The 21,903-nt window shown below is 61.7% G+C and carries 21 protein-coding genes and 1 pseudogene; 9 read left to right on the top strand and 13 right to left on the bottom strand.

What is annotated here, in order from left to right:
* Window positions 1–61: 61 nt before the first annotated feature.
* The gene (locus ACLEJQ_RS08285) at window positions 62–1,081 is read right to left on the bottom strand and encodes a Glu/Leu/Phe/Val dehydrogenase dimerization domain-containing protein (protein ID WP_440793873.1); all 1,020 of its coding nucleotides are present in this window, start codon (window positions 1,079–1,081) and stop codon (window positions 62–64) included.
* A 186-nt stretch (window positions 1,082–1,267) separates the two neighbouring features.
* On the opposite strand from ACLEJQ_RS08285, the gene ACLEJQ_RS08280 reads away from it, so the two are divergent.
* Window positions 1,268–2,071, top strand: coding sequence for a SirB1 family protein (locus tag ACLEJQ_RS08280; protein WP_440793871.1), 804 nt, complete (start codon window positions 1,268–1,270; stop codon window positions 2,069–2,071).
* Window positions 2,072–2,241: 170 nt separating this feature from the next.
* Here ACLEJQ_RS08280 and maiA read toward each other — a convergent pair whose 3' ends face one another.
* Genes maiA through hmgA form a run of 3 tightly spaced genes read right to left on the bottom strand, consistent with a single transcriptional unit; the run spans window position 2,242 to window position 5,499 of the window.
* Window positions 2,242–2,877 carry a maleylacetoacetate isomerase gene (gene maiA, locus ACLEJQ_RS08275; RefSeq protein ID WP_440793869.1) on the bottom strand — a complete coding sequence of 212 codons (636 nt, stop codon included), beginning with the start codon at window positions 2,875–2,877 and terminating at the stop codon, window positions 2,242–2,244.
* Between the two features lie 10 nt (window positions 2,878–2,887).
* Window positions 2,888–4,192, bottom strand: coding sequence for a fumarylacetoacetase (fahA, locus tag ACLEJQ_RS08270; protein WP_440793867.1), 1,305 nt, complete (start codon window positions 4,190–4,192; stop codon window positions 2,888–2,890).
* A gap of 2 nt (window positions 4,193–4,194) precedes the next feature.
* Window positions 4,195–5,499 (bottom strand): homogentisate 1,2-dioxygenase, encoded by a 1,305-nt coding sequence (hmgA, locus tag ACLEJQ_RS08265; RefSeq protein ID WP_440793865.1) that lies wholly within the window; start codon window positions 5,497–5,499, stop codon window positions 4,195–4,197.
* A gap of 151 nt (window positions 5,500–5,650) precedes the next feature.
* Here hmgA and ACLEJQ_RS08260 point away from each other — a divergent pair, with 151 nt between their 5' ends.
* Window positions 5,651–6,472 (top strand): IclR family transcriptional regulator, encoded by an 822-nt coding sequence (locus ACLEJQ_RS08260; RefSeq protein WP_440793863.1) that lies wholly within the window; start codon window positions 5,651–5,653, stop codon window positions 6,470–6,472.
* Here ACLEJQ_RS08260 and ACLEJQ_RS08255 read toward each other — a convergent pair.
* The 8 genes from ACLEJQ_RS08255 to ACLEJQ_RS08220 form a co-directional block, all read right to left on the bottom strand.
* On the bottom strand, window positions 6,437–7,138 hold the full coding sequence (locus tag ACLEJQ_RS08255) for a hypothetical protein (protein ID WP_440793861.1): 702 nt from the start codon (window positions 7,136–7,138) through the stop codon (window positions 6,437–6,439). The genes ACLEJQ_RS08260 and ACLEJQ_RS08255 overlap by 36 nt on opposite strands.
* A gap of 125 nt (window positions 7,139–7,263) precedes the next feature.
* Window positions 7,264–9,813, bottom strand: coding sequence for a LuxR C-terminal-related transcriptional regulator (locus tag ACLEJQ_RS08250; protein WP_440793859.1), 2,550 nt, complete (start codon window positions 9,811–9,813; stop codon window positions 7,264–7,266).
* Window positions 9,814–10,127: 314 nt separating this feature from the next.
* Window positions 10,128–11,495 carry a DUF1329 domain-containing protein gene (locus ACLEJQ_RS08245; protein ID WP_440793857.1) on the bottom strand — a complete coding sequence of 456 codons (1,368 nt, stop codon included), beginning with the start codon at window positions 11,493–11,495 and terminating at the stop codon, window positions 10,128–10,130.
* A 22-nt stretch (window positions 11,496–11,517) separates the two neighbouring features.
* Window positions 11,518–13,311, bottom strand: coding sequence for a DUF1302 domain-containing protein (locus ACLEJQ_RS08240; protein ID WP_440793855.1), 1,794 nt, complete (start codon window positions 13,309–13,311; stop codon window positions 11,518–11,520).
* Window positions 13,312–13,854: 543 nt separating this feature from the next.
* Window positions 13,855–14,766: an SDR family oxidoreductase gene (locus ACLEJQ_RS08235; protein ID WP_440793853.1), complete on the bottom strand. Its 912-nt coding sequence runs from the start codon at window positions 14,764–14,766 to the stop codon at window positions 13,855–13,857.
* Window positions 14,767–15,059: 293 nt separating this feature from the next.
* Entirely contained in the window at window positions 15,060–15,962 is a 903-nt protein-coding gene (locus ACLEJQ_RS08230; RefSeq protein ID WP_440793851.1) for an alpha/beta fold hydrolase, read from the bottom strand.
* A complete protein-coding gene (locus ACLEJQ_RS08225) occupies window positions 15,962–16,744 on the bottom strand; it encodes a class II aldolase/adducin family protein (protein WP_440793849.1) in 783 nt (260 codons plus the stop codon). The genes ACLEJQ_RS08230 and ACLEJQ_RS08225 overlap by 1 nt, the downstream gene beginning before the upstream one ends.
* 144 nt (window positions 16,745–16,888) lie before the next feature.
* The gene (locus tag ACLEJQ_RS08220) at window positions 16,889–17,344 is read right to left on the bottom strand and encodes a flavodoxin (RefSeq protein WP_440793848.1); all 456 of its coding nucleotides are present in this window, start codon (window positions 17,342–17,344) and stop codon (window positions 16,889–16,891) included.
* 151 nt (window positions 17,345–17,495) lie between these two features.
* Between ACLEJQ_RS08220 and ACLEJQ_RS08215 the strand changes: the two genes are divergently transcribed.
* Window positions 17,496–17,972 (top strand): PAS domain-containing protein, encoded by a 477-nt coding sequence (locus ACLEJQ_RS08215; RefSeq protein ID WP_440793846.1) that lies wholly within the window; start codon window positions 17,496–17,498, stop codon window positions 17,970–17,972.
* 51 nt (window positions 17,973–18,023) lie between these two features.
* Complete coding sequence (locus tag ACLEJQ_RS08210) at window positions 18,024–18,629, top strand: hypothetical protein (RefSeq protein WP_440793845.1); 606 nt, start codon at window positions 18,024–18,026, stop codon at window positions 18,627–18,629.
* Between the two features lie 24 nt (window positions 18,630–18,653).
* Here the strand turns inward: ACLEJQ_RS08210 and ACLEJQ_RS08205 are convergent, their stop codons facing one another.
* Window positions 18,654–19,613, bottom strand: coding sequence for a MerR family transcriptional regulator (locus ACLEJQ_RS08205; RefSeq protein WP_440793843.1), 960 nt, complete (start codon window positions 19,611–19,613; stop codon window positions 18,654–18,656).
* A gap of 210 nt (window positions 19,614–19,823) precedes the next feature.
* Here ACLEJQ_RS08205 and folM point away from each other — a divergent pair, with 210 nt between their 5' ends.
* The 5 genes and pseudogenes from folM to ACLEJQ_RS08180 all read left to right on the top strand — a co-directional run bounded on the left by folM (window position 19,824) and on the right by ACLEJQ_RS08180 (window position 21,899).
* Window positions 19,824–20,534 carry a dihydromonapterin reductase gene (gene folM, locus ACLEJQ_RS08200; protein WP_440793841.1) on the top strand — a complete coding sequence of 237 codons (711 nt, stop codon included), beginning with the start codon at window positions 19,824–19,826 and terminating at the stop codon, window positions 20,532–20,534.
* Between the two features lie 88 nt (window positions 20,535–20,622).
* Window positions 20,623–20,793, top strand: a pseudogene (locus ACLEJQ_RS08195) (GTP cyclohydrolase I); the annotation flags it as partial.
* Window positions 20,794–21,174, top strand: a complete 381-nt coding sequence (gene folX / locus ACLEJQ_RS08190; protein WP_025211888.1) for a dihydroneopterin triphosphate 2'-epimerase — start codon at window positions 20,794–20,796, stop codon at window positions 21,172–21,174.
* Between the two features lie 97 nt (window positions 21,175–21,271).
* Window positions 21,272–21,568 carry a DUF1244 domain-containing protein gene (locus tag ACLEJQ_RS08185; protein ID WP_063324421.1) on the top strand — a complete coding sequence of 99 codons (297 nt, stop codon included), beginning with the start codon at window positions 21,272–21,274 and terminating at the stop codon, window positions 21,566–21,568.
* On the top strand, window positions 21,561–21,899 hold the full coding sequence (locus ACLEJQ_RS08180; RefSeq protein WP_440793838.1) for a HopJ type III effector protein: 339 nt from the start codon (window positions 21,561–21,563) through the stop codon (window positions 21,897–21,899). The genes ACLEJQ_RS08185 and ACLEJQ_RS08180 overlap by 8 nt, the downstream gene beginning before the upstream one ends.
* The last annotated feature ends 4 nt before the right edge of the window (window positions 21,900–21,903 follow it).

The raw sequence follows: 21,903 nt of genomic DNA, 5'->3' as shown, positions 1-21,903 counted from the left end.
AGTAGATCCTGTGGCGCCGTCGAAGGCTGCGGTCTTTTTCAGTATTAGGGCCGGTGATTGTTCAGCGGTACAACAATCGCTCCGCCAACTCATCGGCAACCCGGGCCGGTGAGCGCTTTTCCGCCTGGGCATGGGCGAAAACTTCCGTGAGCCGGGCGCCAATTTTCGACAGGTGCGCGGTGATGGTCGGCAGCTCTTCGCCGCGATGCTTCAGGGCGACATAGATCAGGCCGCCGGAATTGATTACATAGTCGGGCGCATAGAGGATCCCGCGCCTTTCCAGTTGATCGGCCACTTGCAGATTGCTCAGTTGGTTATGGGCCGAACCGGCCACCGCCGAGCAACGCAGTTGCGCCACGCTGTGACTGTTGAGCACGCCGCCCAGGCCACAGGGCGCGAGGATGTCGCAAGGTGTGCTGAGCAATGCGTCGTTGGCAATCGGGTGTGCGCCCAGCTGTTCCATCGCCAATTGCACCTTACCGGGGTCGATGTCGCTGACCAGCAGCTCGGCGCCGGCCGCGTGCAACTGTTCGGCCAGGGCGAAACCCACGTTGCCCAAGCCCTGGATCGCCACCCGCAGGCTTTCCAGGTTATCGCTGCCCAGGCGAGCCATGGCCGTGGCGCGGATGCCCGCGAATACCCCCATCGCGGCATGGGGTGCAGGATCACCCGCCGCGGTGGTGCTGGTCACGTGGCGAGTATGCTGGGCGATGCAATCCATGTCGGCTACAGAAGTGCCGCTGTCGATGGCGGTGATGTAGCGTCCATCCAGTTGCTCGATACAACGGCCAAAGGCCTCGAACAACGCCGCACGACTTTCAACATGGGCCGGGCGCATGATCACCGCCACCCCGCCGCCCACCGGCAAGCCGGCCAGCGCCGCTTTGTAGCTCATGCCCTGGGCCAGGCGCACAGCGTCAGCCACGGCACTTTCGTCGTCGGGATAGGCAAGATAACGACAACCACCCAGGGCGGGCCCGGGGCGGCTGCAATGAATGGCAATCACCGCCTTCAACCCGGTCAACGGGTCTACGCTTAAGTGCAGCGATTCAAGGCGGGAGCTTTGCATGAGAGCGAACATCGTAAGGCTCCCGAATCACTTCTGCTTGTTTCGCCAGTATAGGCGTGCAGCTGAAATTTGCTGAAACACGCCGGAATAAGCCGCGACAGCCACCGGCTCTTATGGGCATAACCTGTCACGACGTCTGTGGAGGACTGGACGAAATTGCACGCCAGCGCTAAAACGAGGCATAGCCCGGAGAGTTTGATGAAACCGCGCCAAGCCTTTCTTGACTGCCTGCACCACTCGCCACCGGCGCTGCTCGAAGCGGCGCTGTGGATTGCGGCCGAACATGACCGCGGGGTCGACGTGCCGGCTTTGCTGAAGGATTTCAAGGATCTGCAACAGCGGGTCGGCCATGACCTGCCGATGCTGCCGGTGACTGAGCTGGGCCAGCCTTTGCTGCGTCGGCTCAACGACCTGGGGTTTGCCCAGGATGATTCCACGCCGCTACGACCCCAGGCGGCATTGCTGGATAAGGTACTGGCGCGCAAGCGCGGACAACCGCTGGCGCTGGGCCTGATCGCCCTGGAAATGGCACAGGGCCTGGAGATTCCGATGGTCGGTGTCAACTTCCCCGGCCATTTTCTCCTGAGGGTACGCGGCGCCGATCATCTGCTCGACCCGTGCGGTGGCCGTCGGTTGTATCCCAATGACTGTCGGGAACTGCTGCAACGTCAATACGGTGCAAACATGCCGCTCAGGGCCGAGCACCTGGTCAACGCCGAGCCGGTACAAATGCTCCAGCGCCTTTCGCGCAACCTGCGTCAGTTGCATCTGGCGAACGATGAATACATCGCCGCGCTGATCGACGCCGAGCGCGTGCTGGAACTGGGCAACGCCAGCGCTGCCGACTATCTGGCCCGGGCCAGCCTGTACCAGCGCCTCGACTGTCCCAACGCCGAACGATTCGACCTGGAGCATGCACTGATGCTCAGTGAGGATCCGATCCAGCGAATCCGGCTGACGGAGCGACTGGGGCATTTGCCGCCCAATACGATTGTGCATTGAGGGGATGGGATGGCCGCTGCCCTGCCAGAGATGAGGTGATTCTGTGGCGAGGGAGCTTGCTCCCGCTGGGCTGCGCAGCAGCCCTATGTCCCTGATGCCGCTATGGTCGGGGGCCGCTTCGCGCCCCAGCGGGAGCAAGCTCCCTCGCCACAGGATCACATGGCTTTAGATCAAGGTGTATCAGGCTGATTCGCCGGATGCGCCTGTTGGAATGCCGGATGGGCCGCCGCCAGTGCCGCAACGCGACGAATCCTTGGGTACGCCTGCAAGTCCACATTGAACCGCTCGGCCGCATACAGCTGCGGGATCAGGTACACATCCGCCAACCCGGGCACTGCGCCGAAGCAATAGCCTTCGTCGCCGATCAACCGCTCCACCGCCGCCAATCCCTGGCTGATCCAGTGGCCGATCCACTCGCTGACCTGCGTTTCATCGTGCCCCCACTGCCGCAACTTGTTGAGCACGCTGACGTTATGCAGCGGATGGATGTCGCAACCGATCAGCGCAGCGACCCCTCGTTCATGAGCGCGTACCACCAGGTCGGCGCCCAGCAGCGGCACCTGTGGGTAACGCTCCTCCAGGTATTCGAGGATGGCAGGCGACTGCACCAACAACGCCCCTTCATCGGTGCGCAGGGCCGGCACGCGGCCCTGCGGGTTGATTGCCAGGTAGGCCGGCTGTCGGTGTTCGCCCCCCGGCGCAGCGATCAGGTTGACCGGCAAGGCCTGGTAATCCAGCCCCTTCAGCGCCAGGGCAATACGAACCCGATAGGACGAGGTGGAGCGGTAGTAGGTATAAAGATCCATGCCCAGCCCCTCAACGTGCCGGCAAAATCTTGCCGCGGCATTCGCCAAAGCCGATGGAGGCGAAACCCTCGCGACTGCAACGGGCCCGCAGAATGATTTCATCCCCGTCCTCGAGGAATTTCCGGACTTCGCCCGAGGCCAGCTCGATCGGCTTTTTACCGCCCTCGGTGATTTCCAGCAGGCTGCCGAACTGGCCGTTCTGTGGCCCGGACAAGGTCCCCGAGCCGAACAGATCACCGGCCTGCAACTGACAGCCGTTGACGCTGTGGTGCGCAATCATCTGTGCCACGGTCCAGTACATGTATTGGGTATTGCTCAACGTCAGGCGATGGGCCGGCAGGTTCTGCTCGCGCATGGTTTCGGTGAGCAGCAGCACTTCCAGCTCGATATCGAATGCCCCGCCGGCCTGGTCACGCTTGTCCGACAGATAGGGCAACGGCTGCGGATCGCCTTCCGGGCGCGGCGCTTGCGGGCGACGGAACGGCTCCAGCGCTTCGGTCGTCACCACCCAGGGCGAGACGCTGGTCAGGAAGCTCTTGGACAAAAACGGACCCAGCGGCTGGTACTCCCAGGCCTGGATATCCCGAGCCGACCAGTCGTTGAGCAGGCAAAAGCCACCGATGTGCTCGGCTGCATCGCCGATGGCGATGGGCTCGCCCAACGCATTGCCCCGTCCGATCCAGATACCCAGTTCCAGCTCATAGTCCAGCCGTGCGCAGGGGCCGAAGCTCGGCTCGCTCTGGCCGGCGGGCAAGGTCTGGCCCTTGGGCCGACGCACGTCGGTGCCGGACGGGCGCACGGTCGAGGCGCGGCCGTGATAACCAATAGGCACGTATTTGTAGTTGGGCAGCAAGGGGTTGTCGGGGCGAAACAGCTTGCCGACATTCTGCGCGTGCTCGATCCCGACGTAGAAGTCGGTGTAGTCGCTGATCCGGGCCGGCAGGTGCATCTGGCATTCAGCCGCGACATGCAGCAATTGCGTACCCTGGCCTTCCACCTTGCCACGCAAGGGACTGTCTTCGCGCAGCAGTTCCAGCAACCGTTCGCGCAGGGCAACCCGAGCACCGCGCCCCAGCTCGAAGAATCCGTTCAACTGACCGCCGGCCATGGCCTCTACGGCGTCTCGCGCCAGGCCATCGAACAAGCCGGCGTGCAGCGCAGCCGACAGGTCGAAGATCCGCTCACCGATGGCCACGCCACTGCGCCGGGTGCCGCCATCGATGCTGAAAATGCCCAAAGGCAGGTTCTGCAACGGAAAATCGGCGTGGCCGTTGGCACAGGCGACCCAACTACGGGCAGGGAAAGATTGACTCATGGTTATCTCCGGGTCGGGTCGAAGGTGACAGGCAGCGAGGCCCAGCAGGTATCGTAGTCGGTTTGAAGCTGCGGACAGTCCAGGGCGAAGCGACTTGGACGCAACACCTGGCTGGTCTCGAACATGAACGCCATGGTGTTATCGATTTTTGCCGGCTGAAGGTCGGCATTGATCGCCCGGGTGCAGGTTTCGCCGTCCGGGCCATGGGCGCTCATGCAACTGTGCAGCGAAGCTCCGCCGGGTAGGAAACCTTCGGCCTTGGCGTCGTAGGCGCCCTGGATCAAGCCCATGAATTCGTTCATCAGGTTGCGATGGAACCACGGCGGACGGAAGGTCTTTTCAGCCACCATCCAGCGCGGCGGGAAGATCACGAAGTCGAGATTGGCCAGGCCATGGACGCTGGTGGGCGAGGTCAACACGGTAAAGATCGAAGGGTCCGGGTGGTCGAAGCTGACCGTGCCGATGGTGTTGAACCGGCGCAGGTCGTATTTGTAGGGCACGTTGTTGCCGTGCCAGGCCACCACGTCCAGGGGCGAATGACCCAGTTCGCACGCCCACAACTCGCCGAGGAACTTCTGCACCAGTGTGGTCGGCTGCGCGAGGTTTTCGTAGTGGGCGACGGGTGCCAGGAAATCCCGAGGATTGGCCAGGCCGTTGCTGCCGATTGGCCCCAGGTCCGGCAGGCGCAGCGGTGCACCATGGTTTTCCGCCAGATAACCGCGGGCCTCTTGATCGAGCAGCTCGACCCGGAATTTCAAGCCCCGGGGAAGTACGGCGATTTCCAGCGGGGCCACTTCCAGCACGCCCAGTTCAGTGGCAATGCGCAGCCGTCCCGATTGCGGCACCAGCAGCCATTCGCCGTCGGCATTGAAGAACACCCGCTGCATCGCACGATTGGCGCAGTACTGATAAAGGCTGACGCCGGCGGGTTTGTCCGCGCCGGCATTGGCGGCCATGCGCACCAGACCGTCGATGAAGTCGGTGGGCTCGGCGGGCATCTGCAAAGGATTCCACCGCAGCCGATTGGGCGTTACCTCGCCCAGCGGGCCGCCAGCGATCTGCCGCTCAAGCTTGACGAAGGCCGGGTGATTGGCCGAGGGATGGATCCGGTACATCCAGGTACGCCGCGCTTCGCTGCGGGCCATGGTGAATGCAGTGCCGGAGAACAGCTCGGCATAGAGACCGTAGGGCGCCTTTTGCGGGGAGTTCTGGCCGACCGGCAGTGCGCCGGGCAGTGCCTCACTGGCGAACTCATTGCCGAAGCCAGACTGATAGGCCAGGTCTGACGCGGTGGAATCGAGGTTCATGGGGCCTCCTGAGATGCGGTCCGTCACTCAAAGGGCAGTCTGAGGCGCACCGGGTTGTTTTTATCGTAATCAAATTACGCATAACGTAATTTGCTCACCAGCGACCGTCAAGCTATAAAGACGCCCATTCGCTTCCGGACCTCGCACGCCCATGCAAATCCCGCCCAATAACGCTAAACAGAAAGTCCGCTCGGCCGAGGTCGGCACCGACATTCTCAAGGCCCTGGCCGAACTCTCACCCTCCACATCGTTGTCGCGCCTGGCCGACCACGTGCAGATGCCGGCGAGCAAGGTCCATCGTTACCTGCAGGCCCTGATCGCCAGCGGGTTTGCCGAGCAGAACGCCGCGACCAACCACTATGGCCTGGGCCGGGAAGCCTTGCGCGTCGGGCTGGCCGCGTTGAACGGCATGGACGTACTGCAAGTGGCCGCCCTGCCCTTGGCCGAATTGCGCGACGATCTGAACGAAACCTGCTTCCTGGCGGTGTGGGGCAATCACGGGGCAACCGTGGTGCGCATCGAACCTGCGGTCCGCGCTGTGACCGTCGTGACCCAACTGGGCTCGGTGCTACCGTTGCTCAGTTCATCCACGGGGCTGGTGTTCGGCGCGTACCTGCCGGAGCGCGAGACCATTGGCTTGCGGGAACAGGAAGTGCGAGACACACAAGACCACGCCCTGGCCGATGACCGGGCTTATGCGACGCTGTGCGAACAGATTCGTCAGCGCGGCCTGCACCATGTGCATGGCCTGTTGATGCCGGGGGTAGATGCCCTGTCCGCCCCGGTGTTCAATGCGATCGGCCAGGTAGCGGCGGTGATGACCATCGTCGGTCCGACCTCGCTGTTTCACGCCGACGAAGATGGCCCGGCGGCGCAGCGCCTGCTGGCGGCGACCCGGGCCGTGAGTTGGCGGATGGGCTATGAGACCGGGCCAGGGTCAAGCCAGGAAGTCGGGAACGATCCGGATCAATAGATCATTGAGATGAGTGGGCGCCAACCGTGGATGAAGATCGCGCTCGTCGCCACTGAACGCGACCATGTAAATGCCTTGGTGATCGCCCTTGATGTGGTAAGGAATTTCGTTATTGCGCAAATGGCCCAGCAGGTATTCCACCAGAGGCTCCGAAGATGACACTACTCGTTCGCCGGAGTCATGCGTAATAAAACCGGTGACGTAGACTTTCTCCAGATCGACATCGGGCAAGTGTACTTTCAAAGCCCCATGAATATCCTCGGCGTCCAGATGCATGACGGAACGCTCGGATAAATCCATTGCCGGCTTTTCCGCCAGGCTAGTCACAATATGCGTAACGATTCTTTCAAATGTAATCAAGTCCAGCGCCTTGACCCGGTCCTCGTCGGCAAAGGAATAACGTTTGCTGAAGATGTTGCTGATGCCTTGCGTGTAATGGGGCAATTGCTGTTTTTCCACGCAGGCCAGCGCTTCGTCCAGTAACGTCCTGGACGATATGACCTGAAGATCGGGAAACGCCGCCAATGTATTGAGATAGTTTTTGAGCGGGTTGACGCCCAGCGTTTCCAGATGTTCGCCCAGCAGCACCTGTACGGCAAAATCCACGCGAGTGTTCTTGAGGGCGAGCAGTTTTTCAGAATAAGAAGAATAGAGTCGAGTCTTCATAAACATCCTTGTCATGGTGAGGTGTCGAACTTCCTGTCCGACCGCATCGCCGTTATACCTCAACCCACTTTCGACTTGAAAAAAGCAAATGTAAGAGCCCGTAAAGTCGCCACGGTTTGATCAAGCTACCCCATCATCCCCATGACCTTGGCCTTCGCCACCGCTTGAGTACGCCGTTGTACCCCTAACTTGCTATGTATACGCCGCGAGTGGGTTTTTACCGTATGCAGGGAGATGAACAAGCGCTCGGCAATCTGCTGGTTGGAATGCCCCTGGGCAATCAGTTCCAAAACCTCCAGCTCACGATGACTGAGCAACGTGTCGTCGCTGATCGCGGGGGCCTGGCTCGGCTCTACCGAATGTGCCGAGCACGCCAGTTCGGGCTGGCGCAGGCGCAACTCACACCAGGCCTGTCGGGCTCGCCAGCAACTGACGCGCTCAAGCCCCTGCTGCGCCAGCAACCGGGCCTGGGAACGGTCGCCGGACAACCACAACACCTCGGCCAGCGCCAGATACAGCTCGGTTTCCAGGCTGTGCATCGCGCCACGCTGTGCCTGGTCAATCATGGCCTGCAAACGGGCCTGCGGATCCTGGGCCCGTTGCAGATAAACCTCGGCCAGCACCAACAGGTACTCAAGTCGCGGGATCAACTCCAGCGTCGCGGGGGGCGCATGCTTGGCCTGGGGTCCGCGAAAATGCCGCAGCACACGCCTCAAGGCTTCGTGGGCCAGTTCCGCTCGCCCCTGTTGCAGCCAGAACTGGCAGCTGGTTTGCAACAACACGCCACGGTAGACGGTGTCAGGGATATGCCGCTGTTGCATGATCCGCTCGGCGTCGCGCAATTGTCGGAAAGCTTCGTCGTAGTCGGCCTGGTTCGCCGCCAGGCTGGCCTTGCCGAGAAAGCCGTAGAGCACTTGTTTATCCTGGCACAGCAAGCCCGTCTCCAGCCCCAGTTCGAAATGCTCTGCGGCTCGCTCTTCGAACCCCATGCGCAACGCCAGGCGTCCGCGGCGCAAGGCAATGCGCCCCGACAATGCCGAAAAATCCTGCCCTGGCCGATCGAGCAACGCCTGGACCGCGGCGAGCAGGTGTTCAGCCCGATGGGGCGCGCCACGTTGTTCCAGCACTTGTGCATGGTCGAGTTCCAGCAAACCTTCGAATACCAGCGAACCCTGCGCACGGGCCAGGCACAGCGCCTGGCGATTGAGCCACTGCGCAGACGCCAGCTCGCCCTTGAGCAGCGCCTGCTGCGTCAGGCCCATCAGGCACAACAGGCGCAGGGCCCACGCTTGCGGATCCAGGCTGGCCTGGGCCTGGAGGAAATGTTCGTGTGCGCCGTCACCATCGCCCGAGAGGTGCAACAACCAGCCCCGCAAGACCAGCCAGCGCGCCAACAACTGTTGCTGGCGCCCGGCCACTGGCTGCGGTACGAAACGGGCCAGTTGCTCGATGCAGACCGATGCCTGGTCGAAGCGCCCGGCGAACAACAGGGCGGCGGTCACCAATCCCACCGATTGTGGCGTACCGAGGGCCAGCGCTTCGCCTTGTTGATCATGCAGATTCAGCAACAGCACCACATTGCGGCGCTGCAGGATGTGCTCGAAGCTCAGATGCTGAAGGAAACTGACAGCGGCCTCGAACTCTTCAGCCAACATGGCTTGCTCGAATGCCATCTGCCAATCCTGCTCGGCGGCAAACCACTGGCAGGCCCGCCGGTGCCAGGAGCGCCCTTGCGGCCAGGGTTCTTCGCGCACCAGTCGGGCCAGCGCCGGATGCACCTGCAGCCAGTCGCAAGTCTGCTCCCACGGCTCGATGAAACATCCCAGCTCCCGCAGCAACGGCATGCATTCAGCGCCCACCGTGTCAGCGAATAGATGCTCGCAAAGCCGGGCGTTGAAACGCGGCAAATGCGCCAGCACCCGCCAGGCCTGCGCCAGCTCCGGGGCCAGGGTGCCGAACAGCTCATGCTCCAGGTAATCCAGTAACGTCCCCACTCGCCCCGGCGTTGCCTGACTGCGCGCCCATTCGCAGCGTTCGAGCAGAATGATGCGTACCCCGGCGCACCAGCCGCCACTGCGCTGTATCACCTCGCGGGCGGTGCGGGCGGCCTGGGGCGCGGGCAGATGATGAAGCAATGACTGGACGTCGTCGGGAGTGAAGACCAACGCCTGGGCGTCGAACTCGTGCAGTTCATCATCGAGCAACAAGCGCGGCCAGTTACAGTGGGGACGACGGCGCCCGTTCAACCACAGGTGCAACGCCGGACTGCTGCTGTTCAACAAACGGTCGAGCATGCGGTCCAGCTCCGGGTTGGGCACCCGGCAATAATCGTCAAAGAACAACCAGGTGGGGGTTTGCAGCCGCGCCAGATGTGCCAGCAACCCCGCTTCATCCGTCAGTGGCAATCCGAGGGTATGGGCCAGGCACTCGCACAGTTGCACCGGGCTCAGCGCCGCGCCGCCCAGCGGCAACCAGTGCAATCGACATCCGGCGGGAGCCTGGAGAAAGCACTCGGCGAACAACGCGCTCTTGCCACTGCCGGCCGGTGCGCACAGCAGCTTTACCCGGGCCTCGGAGGTCAGCAATGGCTCACTCAGGGACCGCCGCGGGACATGTGTCGAGGACAGGCGAGGGAGCAGTCCTGGACGGTCCGGACACGGGGTCATGGCGGTCATGGGGGTGGGTCCTGTTTATTGTTGTGTCATCACCCTAGTCCTGTGTCGCAGACCTTTGGAGAAGTATTCAGCGCGCTGATTGCAAGCCATAAAAAAACGACCGGCAGATGCGGCTGCCGGTCGTTCATGAATTTGACGCAATCCCTTGGAGAGAGAGCTTGCTCCCGCTGGGCTGCGCAGCAGCCCCACCTGGTTCGGGCCTGATAAACCCTGGTGCCTGGTTCGGGGGCGCTGCGCGCCCCAGCGGGAGCAAGCTCCCTCGCCACAAAAGCGATCCCCTTCATTCACACGCATCTGCAATCAGATCATGCAAATCAACGCACCCCCGTGGAGCGCAACGCCGCCGGTGTGTAGTCGGCCGCCCTGGCCTCGAAGCCGTACTCGTAGGCGTGTTTCTCTTCGTTCTTCATCCCCAGCGCAATGTAGCGACCGGCGATGATGTCGTAGAGCGCTTCGAGGGTGTAGCCCGGGTTCTGATGGTCGTAATAGAACTGCGCATGCCCTTCGGCCACGCGCCACAATTGGCCGCGACCGTCGTAGTGGTCCACCAGTGCCGCCTGCCAGCTGTCCTCATCGATGTACATGTGGCGCTTGGCGTAGATGTGCCGTTCGCTGGGCTTGACCGTGCCGACCACTTCCCAGACCCGGTGCAACTCATAGCGGGTCAGGTCCTGGTTGATATGGCCGGCCTTGATCACGTCGTCATACTTGAGGCTCGGCGAGTCGAGCTTGTAGCTGTTGTAGGGGATGTACATTTCCTTCTTGCCGATCAGCTTCCAGTCGTAGCGGTCCGGCGCGCCGGAAAACAGGTCGAAGTTGTCGGATGTGCGCAAGCCGTCGGCGGCAGTGCCCGGGCCGTCGTAAGCCACTTGCGGGGCCCGACGGACCCGGCGTTGGCCGGCGTTGTAGATCCACGCCAGGCGCGGCTCCTTCACCTGGTCGAGGGTCTCGTGCACCAGCAGCACGTTACCGGCCAGGCGCGCCGGGGCGGTGACCTCCTGCTTGAAATAGGTCAGTACGTTGCTGGCCTTTTCCGGGTCGGCGTCCTTGATCAGGAACGGCACGGCGATTTCTTCTTCGAAGCGGATCGGCGTGAAGCTGCCGTTGGTTTGCGGCGTTGCCTGGGTGATGATGCGGCGCAGGTTGCCGCCGTGATAACGGGTGATGTGGTTCCACAGCACTTCCACGCCGTTCTTGGGAATCGGGAACGCGTAGTAGCGGTTGCCGGTGAAATTGGCCAGGCCATTGCCGTCGTTGATCGCGTTGACATTGAGCGCGCTGCGCTTGGCCGACTCGTAGATTTCCGGTGGCAGGCCCACGCTGCGGTGAGTCGGGTAGACCGGGATCTTGTAGGTTTCCGGGTAGCGCTTGAACATCGCCACCTGGCCTTCGGACAGCTTGTCCTTGTACTTGTCCACGGTTGCCGCGGTAATGGTGAACAGCGGCTTTTCATTGGCGAACGGGTCGGCCAGAAAGCCCTTGCTGTCTACCGCACCGGCGTTTTTCGGGATGCCACCGGTCCAGGCCGGGATCGAGCCGTCGGCGTTACCGGCCTTTTCCGCGCCCAGGGGTGTCAGGCTGGTGCCCAGTTTGTTCGCTTCGTCGGGCGACACCGCCGCCATCACGTTCGCGGCCAACAGGCTCAGAGCCAGGGCACCGCATTGCAGGATCATCTTGCGCATTGGGTTTTCCTTGTCAGCCAGATCAGAAGTTCACGCCGAAGCTCAGCGCGAGGAAATCGCGGTCTTCGAGAACGTTGTAATCGCCGCCAAAAAAGTCGGTGTAGCTCAGGCTGGCGGTGTAGGTGTTGCGATAGTCGGCATCGAGGCCGACGCTGATGGCCTTGGCACCTTCGTTGAACAAACCGTTGGGGCCGTAGCCGGCCACGTCGTGTGACCAGGACACATTGGGCTTGAAGTTCACGCCGCCAATCACGTTGGAGTAGTCGAGGATCGCCCGGGCGCGATAGCCCCATGAGGTCGACGTGACGAAACCATCGGTATCCCCGCCAAAACCATATTGGCCGTAGACCGAATCACGGCCATAGCGCAGTGTGTCCTTGGACTCCAGCCCGCCGACATGCACCACCGCCGCCTCGCCCACCACTGTCAGGCGGTCAGCCCCCAGCACCTGGTCGAAAAAGTGCGTCAGGGTGCTCTGGACCTGGGTCACTTCCTTGCGCCGATAACCGGTGTTATCCGCACCCGGCCGAGTGGCGATAGGCGAGGCCGCGCCGCCGGCAATCGGGTTGACCAGCGCCAGCGTCAGGTCGTTGGTGTTGAGCTGCACCGGTGCATTGGGACGGTAGCTGATTTCCCCGGTCCATGCGGTGCCGGTAGGCAGCGTGGTGGAGAAGCTGGCGCCGTACAGGCGGATGTCTTCCGGGTATTCGAGGTAATACTGACCGCGCCCCAGCATGACGCTCTGGGCCAGGCCGGCGCCGCTGCCAGGCGCCAGGCCGTTGGCAATCGAGACCATTCCCGGCAGTGCCGCCAGCGTGGAAAGGCCCGCCGTGGTGGTGCCTACCGTCGGCGTGCGGCTGTGGTAATTCATGAAGTACAGGCCGTACTCGGTGTCATCGCCGAGCCAACGCAACGCCGTGCCCCATTGCCCGGAGTCGCGGGCGTCACGGTCGCCGCCACGGGGAATGATCACCCCTTCCCTCGACACATTGATGCCCTGGCCGAACAACCGGGTCAACGGCACGAATGGCGCAATCGCCGGGCTGCCCACGGTGTAGCCACTGGTGCAACCGTCGGCCACCACGTCGTTGCCGAAAAACGTGCCGCAGTTGTCGACCACCGTCTGGTCCCACTCCAACTGGTAGAAACCTTCGACGGTGAGCTTGTCGGTCAGGCCTTGGGAGGCGAACAGCATGTTCACCGGAATCAGGCCTTCCTTGATCTCCGCACCCGGGCGGCGGAACGCAGAGACGTCCACCGGGTTGATGCTGTTGATGGAGTTGCCGATGAACGTGCTTTCGCCCCAGCTGACCACCTGCTTACCGGCACGCACCGTGCCCGGCAGGTCAGCAATGGAGTAGTTGTGATAGACGAACGCGTCGAGGATCTGCGCGCCCGAAGACTTCGCGCCCTCCTTGCGGTTGCTGTCGCTGATGTCCTTGAACTCGCGGTTTTCGTCCTTGAGCTCGAAGTCATACCAGTACTTGCCACGGACGAACACACCGGTGTCGCCATACTTGAGTTCGAGATCGTGCAGGCCCTTGAAGATTTTCGAGAAGGTCTCGCCCTTCTTGAAGTTCAATCGTCCATCGTCACCGGTGGAGGATTGCCCCCTGCCGCCGTTGACAGTGCCGACGAGGTCGTTGTCCGCATTGCGCATGCCCCAGCTCGCGCCCACGGACAACGAAGAGTCGAACTGACCTTCAATTTCGCCAATGTTGAATGAAACCGCCTGCGCCTGGGCACAGCAACCCAAGGCCACCGCGGCGGCCAGCGCCTGCGGCTTGAAGATGGCGCGCATTGTTATTGTTGTCATGCGTCTTCCCCGGTGAGTGACAGAGGCTTCACCCTACTGCCGCAAGCCAGGGGCGATAAGCGCACCAAGGAGGTATTCGCATTGTCCCCCGAAAGGATGACTGCCCAGGCGGGCCGGGCCTTTGCGCCAGGCATGGATGGACTGGATGATGGGTCATCAGTGCAATCCATGCCCGACCCTTTTGATCGACTGTTGCGCGCACTGCAACAGTGCATGTCCGGAACCGGGCTGTTTCCAGCGGCGCTCAAACCCTATGCTGGCCGGGCTTTCAGGACAACGGGCCTGCAAGCACAAGCCGCCACGGCATCCCTCATGCCTGGCGTACCGTCATTCGGATGGATTGGCGTATCGGTCCATCAGCCCGTGCACACCGACGTTGATTTGTAGCTCCTTTCCAACGTCATGCTTAGGCCGCTGCTTTGTTGCAGCGGCCTTTTTTATGCAGGGTGTTTTTCGCGGGGGCTGAAGGTGATGATCACGCACGCCTCGGACAACCAAGGGCAGGTTGCCGCCGTGGAGCGGCAATGAATCGAAGTGGTGAGGCTAAACGGCGTAGCGCTGCAGATTCGCCATCATTTCCTTCAGCGCCTCAAGGTTGTCATTCGGATGAACCGCATCCTCGAAGTCGCAGATCCGCTGCCAATGGGCGGCGACGTCTTCAGGCGAAAATCCTTTGCGCGGATCGAAGCCGGCGCCCAGGCTGCGTTCCCAACGCACCTTGCCCATCCAGCCACCGCCCACTTCGAACAGGCCGGAGGTTTCCTGGCAGGTTTCGCTCGCCAGGTACACCACCAAGGGGCTGACGAGTTCGGGCTTGAGTTGCTCGAACACTTGCGGCGGGATCAGGCCTTCGGTCATGCGCGTGCCGCCGGTGGGGGCGATGGCGTTGACCAGGATGTTGTTCTTGCGGCCTTCGATGGCCAGGGTGCGGGTCAGGCCATACAGGCTGAGCTTGGCCATGCCGTAGTTGGACTGGCCGAAGTTGCCGTAGATACCCGAGGTGGAAGCGGTGAAGATCACCCGCCCGTAGTTTTGCTCACGCAGGTGCGGCCACGCGGCGCGGGTGACTTTGTAGGCGCCCTCGACGTGGACCCGGTAGACCAGGTCCCAATCGGCATCGTCCATTTTGTGGAAAGTCTTGTCCCGCAGAATCCCGGCGTTGTTGACCACTACGTCGACCCGGCCAAACGCGTCGAGTGCGTTCTGTACCAGCTTGTCGCCATCGGTGACCGAGTCGTGGTTGGCCTCGGCAATGCCGCCGGCCTCGCGGATTTCAGCCACCACGCGGTCCGCTGCCGAAGCGTTGGCGCCCTCCCCCTGGGCGGACCCGCCCAGGTCGTTGACCAGCACTTTCGCGCCGTGCCTGGCGAACAACAACGCATGGGCACGCCCCAGGCCGCCACCGGCCCCTGTGACAATGACGACTTTATCTTCGAAGCGCACAGACTCATTCATGGCAGGACTCCAGCAGGCCGATAGGACAATGAGCCCGAGTGTCCGGCACCTGTCGGTCGGTCACAATCAATACGGTAGCCAGTGAATGGTGGGCGATAAGGTGGGGGGATGATGCGCTACCGGATGTGAGGCAACGGTGTTGGACCGCGTTACGGCTATCGCGAGCAGGCTCGCTCCCACAGGGTCGGTGGGCGGCATAGGATCGGGGATGTCGCTGTCAAAACTGTGGGAGCGAGCCCGCTCGCGATAGCGGTATATCTATCGACATAGATTTTCGCGAGCAAGCTGATTGATCAGGAACACGCCACCTTCCTGCACCGCGGCGTAATGGCCTCGCGAAACGCCAGGTAATGCTTGAGTACCTGGACCGGCGCTTCGGTGTGTGGATAGTGCCCGACATTCGGTAACAGCACTGTGTCGGGATTGGGAATCAACGACTCATAGCGCGCCACCATGTGTTCACCGGATATCGGATCGACCGCGCCGTCGATCACCCGCAACGGCACTTCGCCGCGCTGCATGGCCTGGACCCAGCGATCGCGTTGCACCCGTCGCTCGGGGATGTAGCCGATCAGTTTGTGCATGATCCGCGGCCCCTGGTTGACTTCTATCAGGCTCCAGAAGTCGTCCAGGACGCTTTCGCTGGGACCGCTGGCGGGGCCGAAAATCTGCCGGAAGCTCTTTGCCAGGCTGACGCGGGAGAACGCCCGTCCCAGCAGCCAGCCCAGGGGACTGAGTAATAGTTTCTGGGCGAGCACCGGGCGGTGGGTTTCCGGAAACAGCCCGCCATTGAGGAACACACAACTGGCCAGCTCGACGCGCGCTTCATAGTGCCGCGCGAGCAACTCCTGGGCCACGCTGTCGCCATAGTCGTGGGCCAGCAGATGCACCGCCGGTTTTACATCCAGGTGCGCCAACAGGGCCTGTTGCAGATCCGCCTGCTCCAGCAGGCTGTACACATGTTCCCTGGGTTTGGCCGAGTCGCCGAAACCCAGCATGTCACAGGCAATCACCCGATAGCGCTGCGCCAACGGCTGCCACAGGTAATGCCAGTCCCAACTGGCGGTGGGAAAACCGTGGATCAGCAGCAGCGGCTCGCCCTGGCCTGCGACCCAATAGCGGATGGCGTGGCCGCGGAAGATGAAGGTCTGGCTGCGCTGGCGCCAGATACGCAGGGGAATCTGGGCCAGGGGCATCAGCTTCTGTACCCCGAGTCCTGCTGGTCGAGCTTGCGCAGCAACGCCGGCCAGGCCAACGCGCCGCCCATGCCTTGGGCACTTTTGGTCACTCCGGCGATCATCGCCCGGGCACCGGCCAGGATCTGCGGCTCGATGGCGATCAACTCGGCACCGCCGTTCTGCGCCAGCACCTGGATGTCACAGGCACGCTGGAAAGTGAACATCATCAGAAAGGTATCGGCGATGGTGCCGCCGCAGGTCAGCAAACCGTGGTTATGCAACATCAGGAAGTTGCTGTCGCCCAGGTCCGCCTGCAAACGGGCTTTTTCCTCGTGATTCAAGGCCACCCCTTCGTAGGCGTGGTAGGCCAGGCTGGACAGCACGAACAGCGATTGCTGGCTGATCGGCAAAACGCCCTGTTTCTGCGCCGATACCGCAACGCCGGCAGCGGTGTGGGTGTGTAGCACACACGCCACATCATGGCGCACCTCATGCACCGCGCTGTGGATGGTATAGCCGGCCGGGTTGATCTCGTAGGGGCTGTCCATCAGCTTGTTGCCGACCTGGTCGACCTTGACCAGGCTCGAAGCCGTGATTTCATGAAACATCAACCCGAACGGGTTGATCAGGAAGTCTTCGGTCCCGGGGACTTTCGCGGAAATATGAGTGAAGATCAGGTCATCCCAGCCATGCAGCGCGACGAGCCGATAACAGGCGGCAAGGTCCACCCGGGTTTGCCATTCGGCCGCACTGACCTGTTCCTTGATGCTGGGTGTCGTCTGGAGGGGCGCTACGCTCACGGCTATGACCTCTGCTCTTATTATGTTCAGGTAAATCCGGCGGGCAAAATTTCTACTCCCAGGAAAATCAGTCTAGTCAGCTCGCGCAGAGGCGATAGTTGCATTGGCAGCCAGCTTACTGGCCGTGCGGGTCATCGCAGCGCTTCAGGCACGCAACGCTTCGATCAGCTCAGCGAGCCAAGGCTCGGCGTCGGTTTCCGGCGTAACGCTTTCACTGGCATCCAGGCGCAGCATTGGCAACACCTCGCGCACGCCCAGTTCGGCGAACAGCTCGCGCATCTGCTCGCCCCCGCCGCAGAAGGTATCCCCGTAACTGGCATCGCCCAGGCCGATGACCGCGCCGGACAAGCCGCGAAACGCCGCCGGCAGTTGATCGCGCAGGGTCGAATACAACGGCATCAGGTTATCCGGCAACTCACCCATGCCGGTGGTAGAGGTCACCGCCAACAATGCCTGGGGAGCAAATGCCTGGATCTGCGCCAGCGTGGCACGCGGATCGTACCAGGTTTCGAAGCCTGCCGCGTCCAGCAGCCTGGCGGCGTGCCGGGCGACTTCTTCGGCGGTGCCGTATACCGAGCCGGAAAGAATGGCGACTTTCATTTGTCTGTTCCTGAACCTGATAAAGAGCCGGATAGTAACAGTTGCACCGGCCAGGCTGCGAATCGCTCTCATCAAGCGATAATGGCAAGTGGACAGCCTGTCGATTTGTTCTAGAATGCCTGCTCTAACAAGGACGTCCGAGGGTTTCCCCATGATCAACGCGCAACTGATGCAGCTGGTCATCAATGCTTCGAACGATGGGATTGTCATCGCCGAAAAAGAAGGCGATGAGGACAACATCCTGATCTACGCGAATCCGGCCTTCGAACGGTTGACCGGCTACAGCCGGGACGAAATCCTGTATCAGGATTGCCGTTTCCTGCAATCGGGTGACCGCGACCAACCCGCTCTGGAGCACATCCGCCGGACGTTGAAGGAAGGCGGTGCCTGTCGGGAAGTGCTGCGCAACTATCGCAAGGACGGCACGTCGTTCTGGAATGAACTGTCGTTGACCACGGTGAAAAACGAGGCTGACGGACACACGTATTTCGTCGGTGTGCAAAAAGACGTGACGGCCCAGGTCAGGGCTCAGCAGCGTGTTGTCCAGTTGGAACGGGAATTGGCCGAGGCACGGGAAACCATCGCTCGGCTTGAAGCGACGAACGGCGAAAACAAATCGGTGAATTAACGGTCACTCTCTGTAATCACCAGCGAAAAGAAACATCAATCCGAGCACATCATGCCGCGCGATGCCCTTCTGACCCAGGATGAGCTGGACTTCATCCGGACCATGCAGCACAACCCGCAGTTGAACGAGCGGGATGTCACCTCCAGCCTGCTGGTCAATGGTGGATCGCAGATCCGCGACCTGCTGACACGCTTGGCCGCCAACGAGCAGGTCACATTGCAAGCCAATTTCGAAAACCAGCGGATGACCTTTCCGTTACATCTGGTGCAGGACGAGTTCCATGCGATGCACCTGCGCCTGGGTGTGCCGAGTATCTATGAGGACGGTCCCAGGATCCGCCCTTGGCGCCTGGTGCTCGAAGAAGCGGTCGCCCTGGAAAATATCAAAGGCCAGCCGGGACCTCTCTGGGTGCATGAAGTGTCGTGCAAAGGCGTTCTGTTGCAAAACCGCAGTCGCGCCAAGCCACCGAAGCAATTCGCCCTGTGGTTCAGCCCGTCAGGCTACGAACGGATTTCCTTGCGGGGCACTTTCGAGCGGGAAACCGCCCGGGGCCTGCTTGCCTATCACTTGAGCCAGAACGACGAGGATGAGACCGAACGCCTGCGCCAGTACATCCTGCAACAACATCGCCTGACGCACCCGGCCATGCACATCTAGTGCGGCGCTTGCGCTGCCGGCCCATCACGTATCCAGAGTCCCTGCCAATAGCTGGCGCAAGCGTTGGCGCATCACGTTACCCTCGTTGCCCAGGCACCCGACCGACGAGCCTGCGAGGCTGTCCTGCGCCAGATCGGATGCATCGCCGGCCAGCATCAATGGACAATCCAGGCTCATCGCCAGCTTACGCAAGCGTTTGGGTAAGTCCGGGACAGGTGCATGGTTGGACACCAGCACCAGCGCCAATGGCTGGATCTTCTGGCACACCAGGGCCAGTTCATCGAACGGCAATCCCACCGTCAGCACCCTGACGCCCACCTCCGCCTTGGACAGATACAGAGCGGTGACCAGCAGGTCCAACTCACGACAATGACCGGCAATGGCACACACCAGGACCCGCCGTTCACGACCTTCGCGCTTGAGCAGCAGCCTCTGGATGATACGCGAGCGCAGGAAACCATCGAGGAACACCCACTCGCTGGTCTGCCCGAATTCCTGCTGGCGCAGCAGCAATTGGCGCCAGAGCGGCATCAGGATTTCCTGGAACACGATCGAGACGGCATAGGTGGAAAAGATCTGCCCGTAGACACGATCGAGCTCCACATCGTCGAAATCCCCGACCGCAGCGGCCACCTGGCGTTGCCACTGCATATAATCGGCCTTGACCAGGTCGGATGAAATCAGCGGGGAGACCGGCTGGATCGACTCGGTCTTCGCCAGGATCTTGCCCACTTTGCTCACCGCCACACCGCGCTCGATCCAGCCCAGGATGCTGCGCACCCGCTCGATATCGCCCAGGGAATATAACCGGTGGCCACTTTCGGTACGGGTGGGCTGGATCAACCCATAGCGCCGCTCCCAGGCACGCAGGGTCACGGGATTCACACCAGTCAAGCGCGCCACTTCGCGAATGGGAAACAGATCTTCCCCTTTCAGCGCACCTGATGCCTGGAAAACAAAGCTATCGTCTGTGATTGCTGTCATTTGCAGACAATTCCGGCGAATAGATTGGATCCCAGTTAACTCCACTCGGACACGTTATTACAAGAACAAACGCTATTGAGGCGCGGTTTTGTTGTTTAACGCGCAATGCCGAACTTCAGAGGTATCCGCAGACAGATGTGCGTCCCACGGATTCGTCGCAATCGCACGCCGCTGTTATAGTTTTGCCCTTGCCGTGAACCGAGCCTGCCCATGCCCAGCGCCATCGCACCTATCCTGATCACCGGCGCTGCCCAGCGCGTCGGCCTGCACTGCGCCCAACGCTTGCTGGAAGCCGGACAGCCGGTGATCGCGACCTATCGCACCGAACGTGCGGGCGTGCAGACCCTGCGCGACCTGGGGGCGACCCTACTGTTTGCCGACTTCTCCAGCGAAGCGGGGATCCTGGTATTCATCGAACAGCTCAAGCAGCACACCGACCGACTGCGGGCCATCGTGCACAACGCCTCGGCCTGGCTGCCGGAAAGCCCGGGAGACGAAGCGGCAGCCTTCAAGGCCATGTTCGGCGTGCACATGCTGGCGCCTTACCTGATCAACCTGCATTGCGCCGAGCTGCTGCAGCGCTCGACGCCGGCGGATATCGTGCACATCAGCGATGACGTGACGCGCAAGGGCAGCAGCCGGCACATCGCCTATTGCGCCACCAAGGCCGGCCTCGAAAGCCTGACCCTGTCATTCGCAGCGAAGTACGCGCCGGCCATCAAGGTCAACGGCATCGCCCCCGCCCTGCTATTGTTCAATCCCGACGACGACGCGGCGTACCGTGCCAAGGCCCTGGCCAAATCCGCGCTGGGCATCGAGCCCGGTAGCGACGTGATCTACCAGGGCCTGCGTTATTTGCTGGATAACCCCTATGTCACCGGCACGACCCTGACCGTCAATGGCGGGCGGCACGTCAAATAGCCTTGTCTTGGGGGGGCACCATGACGCTATCCTTGCCCCGGCATTACCGCCGGGTCCTCATCGGCCTCGGCGCGAAGGGTTGCTCGACACCACGGCCGCCGGCGTGGCGGTGGTGAGCGAGGCCCGGCACAGGTGCATGATGATGCGCAGTGTCGAAAAACAGAACTCGACCATGAACACTTTGGTGTTACTGGGCGCCTTGCGCGAGCCCAGCACCCGCCGCCAGGAGTTCGTGCAATTGATCCGACGGAGCAAATAAATGCCACAACTACAGCCAGCCATGGCACGCATCAAGGTCAAGGACCTGCGCCTGCGCACCTTCATCGGCATCAACGAGGATGAAATCCTCAACAAGCAGGATGTGCTGATCAACCTGACCATCCTCTATGCCGCCCAGGAGGCGGTACGCGACAACGACATCGACCACGCGCTGAACTACCGCACCATCACCAAGGCGATCATCGCCCACGTGGAAGGCAACCGCTTCGCCCTGCTCGAACGTCTGACCCAGGAGTTGCTGGATCTGGTCATGGCGAACGAGTCGGTGCTGTATGCCGAGGTCGAGGTCGACAAGCCCCACGCCCTGCGATTCGCCGAGTCGGTGTCGATTACTTTAGCGGCAAGCAGGGCTACTTCGTAGCCGCTTCAAGCTGCAAGCCACAAGCGGTAAGCTTGGCTACCTCAATCCATCTTGCAGCTTGAAGCTTGCCGCTTGGAGCTGTCTCGCAGAGACCACCATGAACGATCAACAACGCCTCGAACTCGAAGCCGCCGCCTTCCGCCGGTTGGTGGCCCACCTGGACAGTCGCAAGGATGTGCAGAACATCGACCTGATGAACCTTGCCGGTTTCTGCCGTAACTGCCTGTCCAAGTGGTACAAGGCCGCCGCCGACGAACGCCAGATCGAGGTCAGCCTCGACGACGCCCGCGAAGTGGTCTACGGCATGCCGTACGCCGAATGGAAAGCCCAATACCAGAAAGAAGCCAGCGCCGAGCAGCAAGCGGCGTTCGCCAAAGGAAAACCCGATGCCTGACCTGAACACCTTCCGCAAGAACCTCAAGAGCGGCGAGCATGCCTTCGCCCAGACCCTGGCTTTTATCGCCGACGGCTACGCTTATCAGCCCCAGGCATTCAGCAACGGCGACGTGCACAACGCAGCCGGCCAGAACGAAGGCTCGTGCAAGACCTTGGGCCTGGCGCTGCTTGAGGGCTTGAGCGATGAAGAAGCATTGCTGGCGTTTGGTGAACACTACCGTTCGGTGCTGGCGACTCCCGAGGGCACGGATCATGGCAACATCCGCGCACTGATGGCCCATGGGCTGGCGGGCGTCAAGTTCGATGAGCAGCCGTTACGGCGGCGTTGATCCA

The sequence above is a fragment of the Pseudomonas sp. SMV71 genome, from assembly GCF_052042015.1.
Taxonomy (GTDB): Bacteria; Pseudomonadota; Gammaproteobacteria; order Pseudomonadales; family Pseudomonadaceae; genus Aquipseudomonas.
This window is presented reverse-complemented; position numbering and strand designations above follow the sequence as displayed.

Excerpts from the sequence above, each read along its gene's own strand:
- hmgA (WP_440793865.1), bottom strand. The coding sequence starts at position 5,499 with ATGAACCTCGATTCCACCGCGTCAGACCTGGCCTATCAGTCTGGCTTC.
- ACLEJQ_RS08255 (WP_440793861.1), bottom strand. The coding sequence starts at position 7,138 with ATGAAGACTCGACTCTATTCTTCTTATTCTGAAAAACTGCTCGCCCTC.
- ACLEJQ_RS08245 (WP_440793857.1), bottom strand. The coding sequence starts at position 11,495 with ATGCGCAAGATGATCCTGCAATGCGGTGCCCTGGCTCTGAGCCTGTTG.
- folX (WP_025211888.1), top strand. The coding sequence starts at position 20,794 with ATGCCACAACTACAGCCAGCCATGGCACGCATCAAGGTCAAGGACCTG.
- ACLEJQ_RS08220 (WP_440793848.1), bottom strand. The coding sequence starts at position 17,344 with ATGAAAGTCGCCATTCTTTCCGGCTCGGTATACGGCACCGCCGAAGAA.
- maiA (WP_440793869.1), bottom strand. The coding sequence starts at position 2,877 with ATGGATCTTTATACCTACTACCGCTCCACCTCGTCCTATCGGGTTCGT.
- ACLEJQ_RS08205 (WP_440793843.1), bottom strand. The coding sequence starts at position 19,613 with ATGACAGCAATCACAGACGATAGCTTTGTTTTCCAGGCATCAGGTGCG.
- ACLEJQ_RS08240 (WP_440793855.1), bottom strand. The coding sequence starts at position 13,311 with ATGACAACAATAACAATGCGCGCCATCTTCAAGCCGCAGGCGCTGGCC.
- ACLEJQ_RS08210 (WP_440793845.1), top strand. The coding sequence starts at position 18,024 with ATGCCGCGCGATGCCCTTCTGACCCAGGATGAGCTGGACTTCATCCGG.
- fahA (WP_440793867.1), bottom strand. The coding sequence starts at position 4,192 with ATGAGTCAATCTTTCCCTGCCCGTAGTTGGGTCGCCTGTGCCAACGGC.
- ACLEJQ_RS08280 (WP_440793871.1), top strand. The coding sequence starts at position 1,268 with ATGAAACCGCGCCAAGCCTTTCTTGACTGCCTGCACCACTCGCCACCG.
- ACLEJQ_RS08250 (WP_440793859.1), bottom strand. The coding sequence starts at position 9,813 with ATGACCGCCATGACCCCGTGTCCGGACCGTCCAGGACTGCTCCCTCGC.
- ACLEJQ_RS08180 (WP_440793838.1), top strand. The coding sequence starts at position 21,561 with ATGCCTGACCTGAACACCTTCCGCAAGAACCTCAAGAGCGGCGAGCAT.
- ACLEJQ_RS08230 (WP_440793851.1), bottom strand. The coding sequence starts at position 15,962 with ATGCCCCTGGCCCAGATTCCCCTGCGTATCTGGCGCCAGCGCAGCCAG.
- folM (WP_440793841.1), top strand. The coding sequence starts at position 19,824 with ATGCCCAGCGCCATCGCACCTATCCTGATCACCGGCGCTGCCCAGCGC.
- ACLEJQ_RS08185 (WP_063324421.1), top strand. The coding sequence starts at position 21,272 with ATGAACGATCAACAACGCCTCGAACTCGAAGCCGCCGCCTTCCGCCGG.
- ACLEJQ_RS08285 (WP_440793873.1), bottom strand. The coding sequence starts at position 1,081 with ATGTTCGCTCTCATGCAAAGCTCCCGCCTTGAATCGCTGCACTTAAGC.
- ACLEJQ_RS08235 (WP_440793853.1), bottom strand. The coding sequence starts at position 14,766 with ATGAATGAGTCTGTGCGCTTCGAAGATAAAGTCGTCATTGTCACAGGG.
- ACLEJQ_RS08215 (WP_440793846.1), top strand. The coding sequence starts at position 17,496 with ATGATCAACGCGCAACTGATGCAGCTGGTCATCAATGCTTCGAACGAT.
- ACLEJQ_RS08260 (WP_440793863.1), top strand. The coding sequence starts at position 5,651 with ATGCAAATCCCGCCCAATAACGCTAAACAGAAAGTCCGCTCGGCCGAG.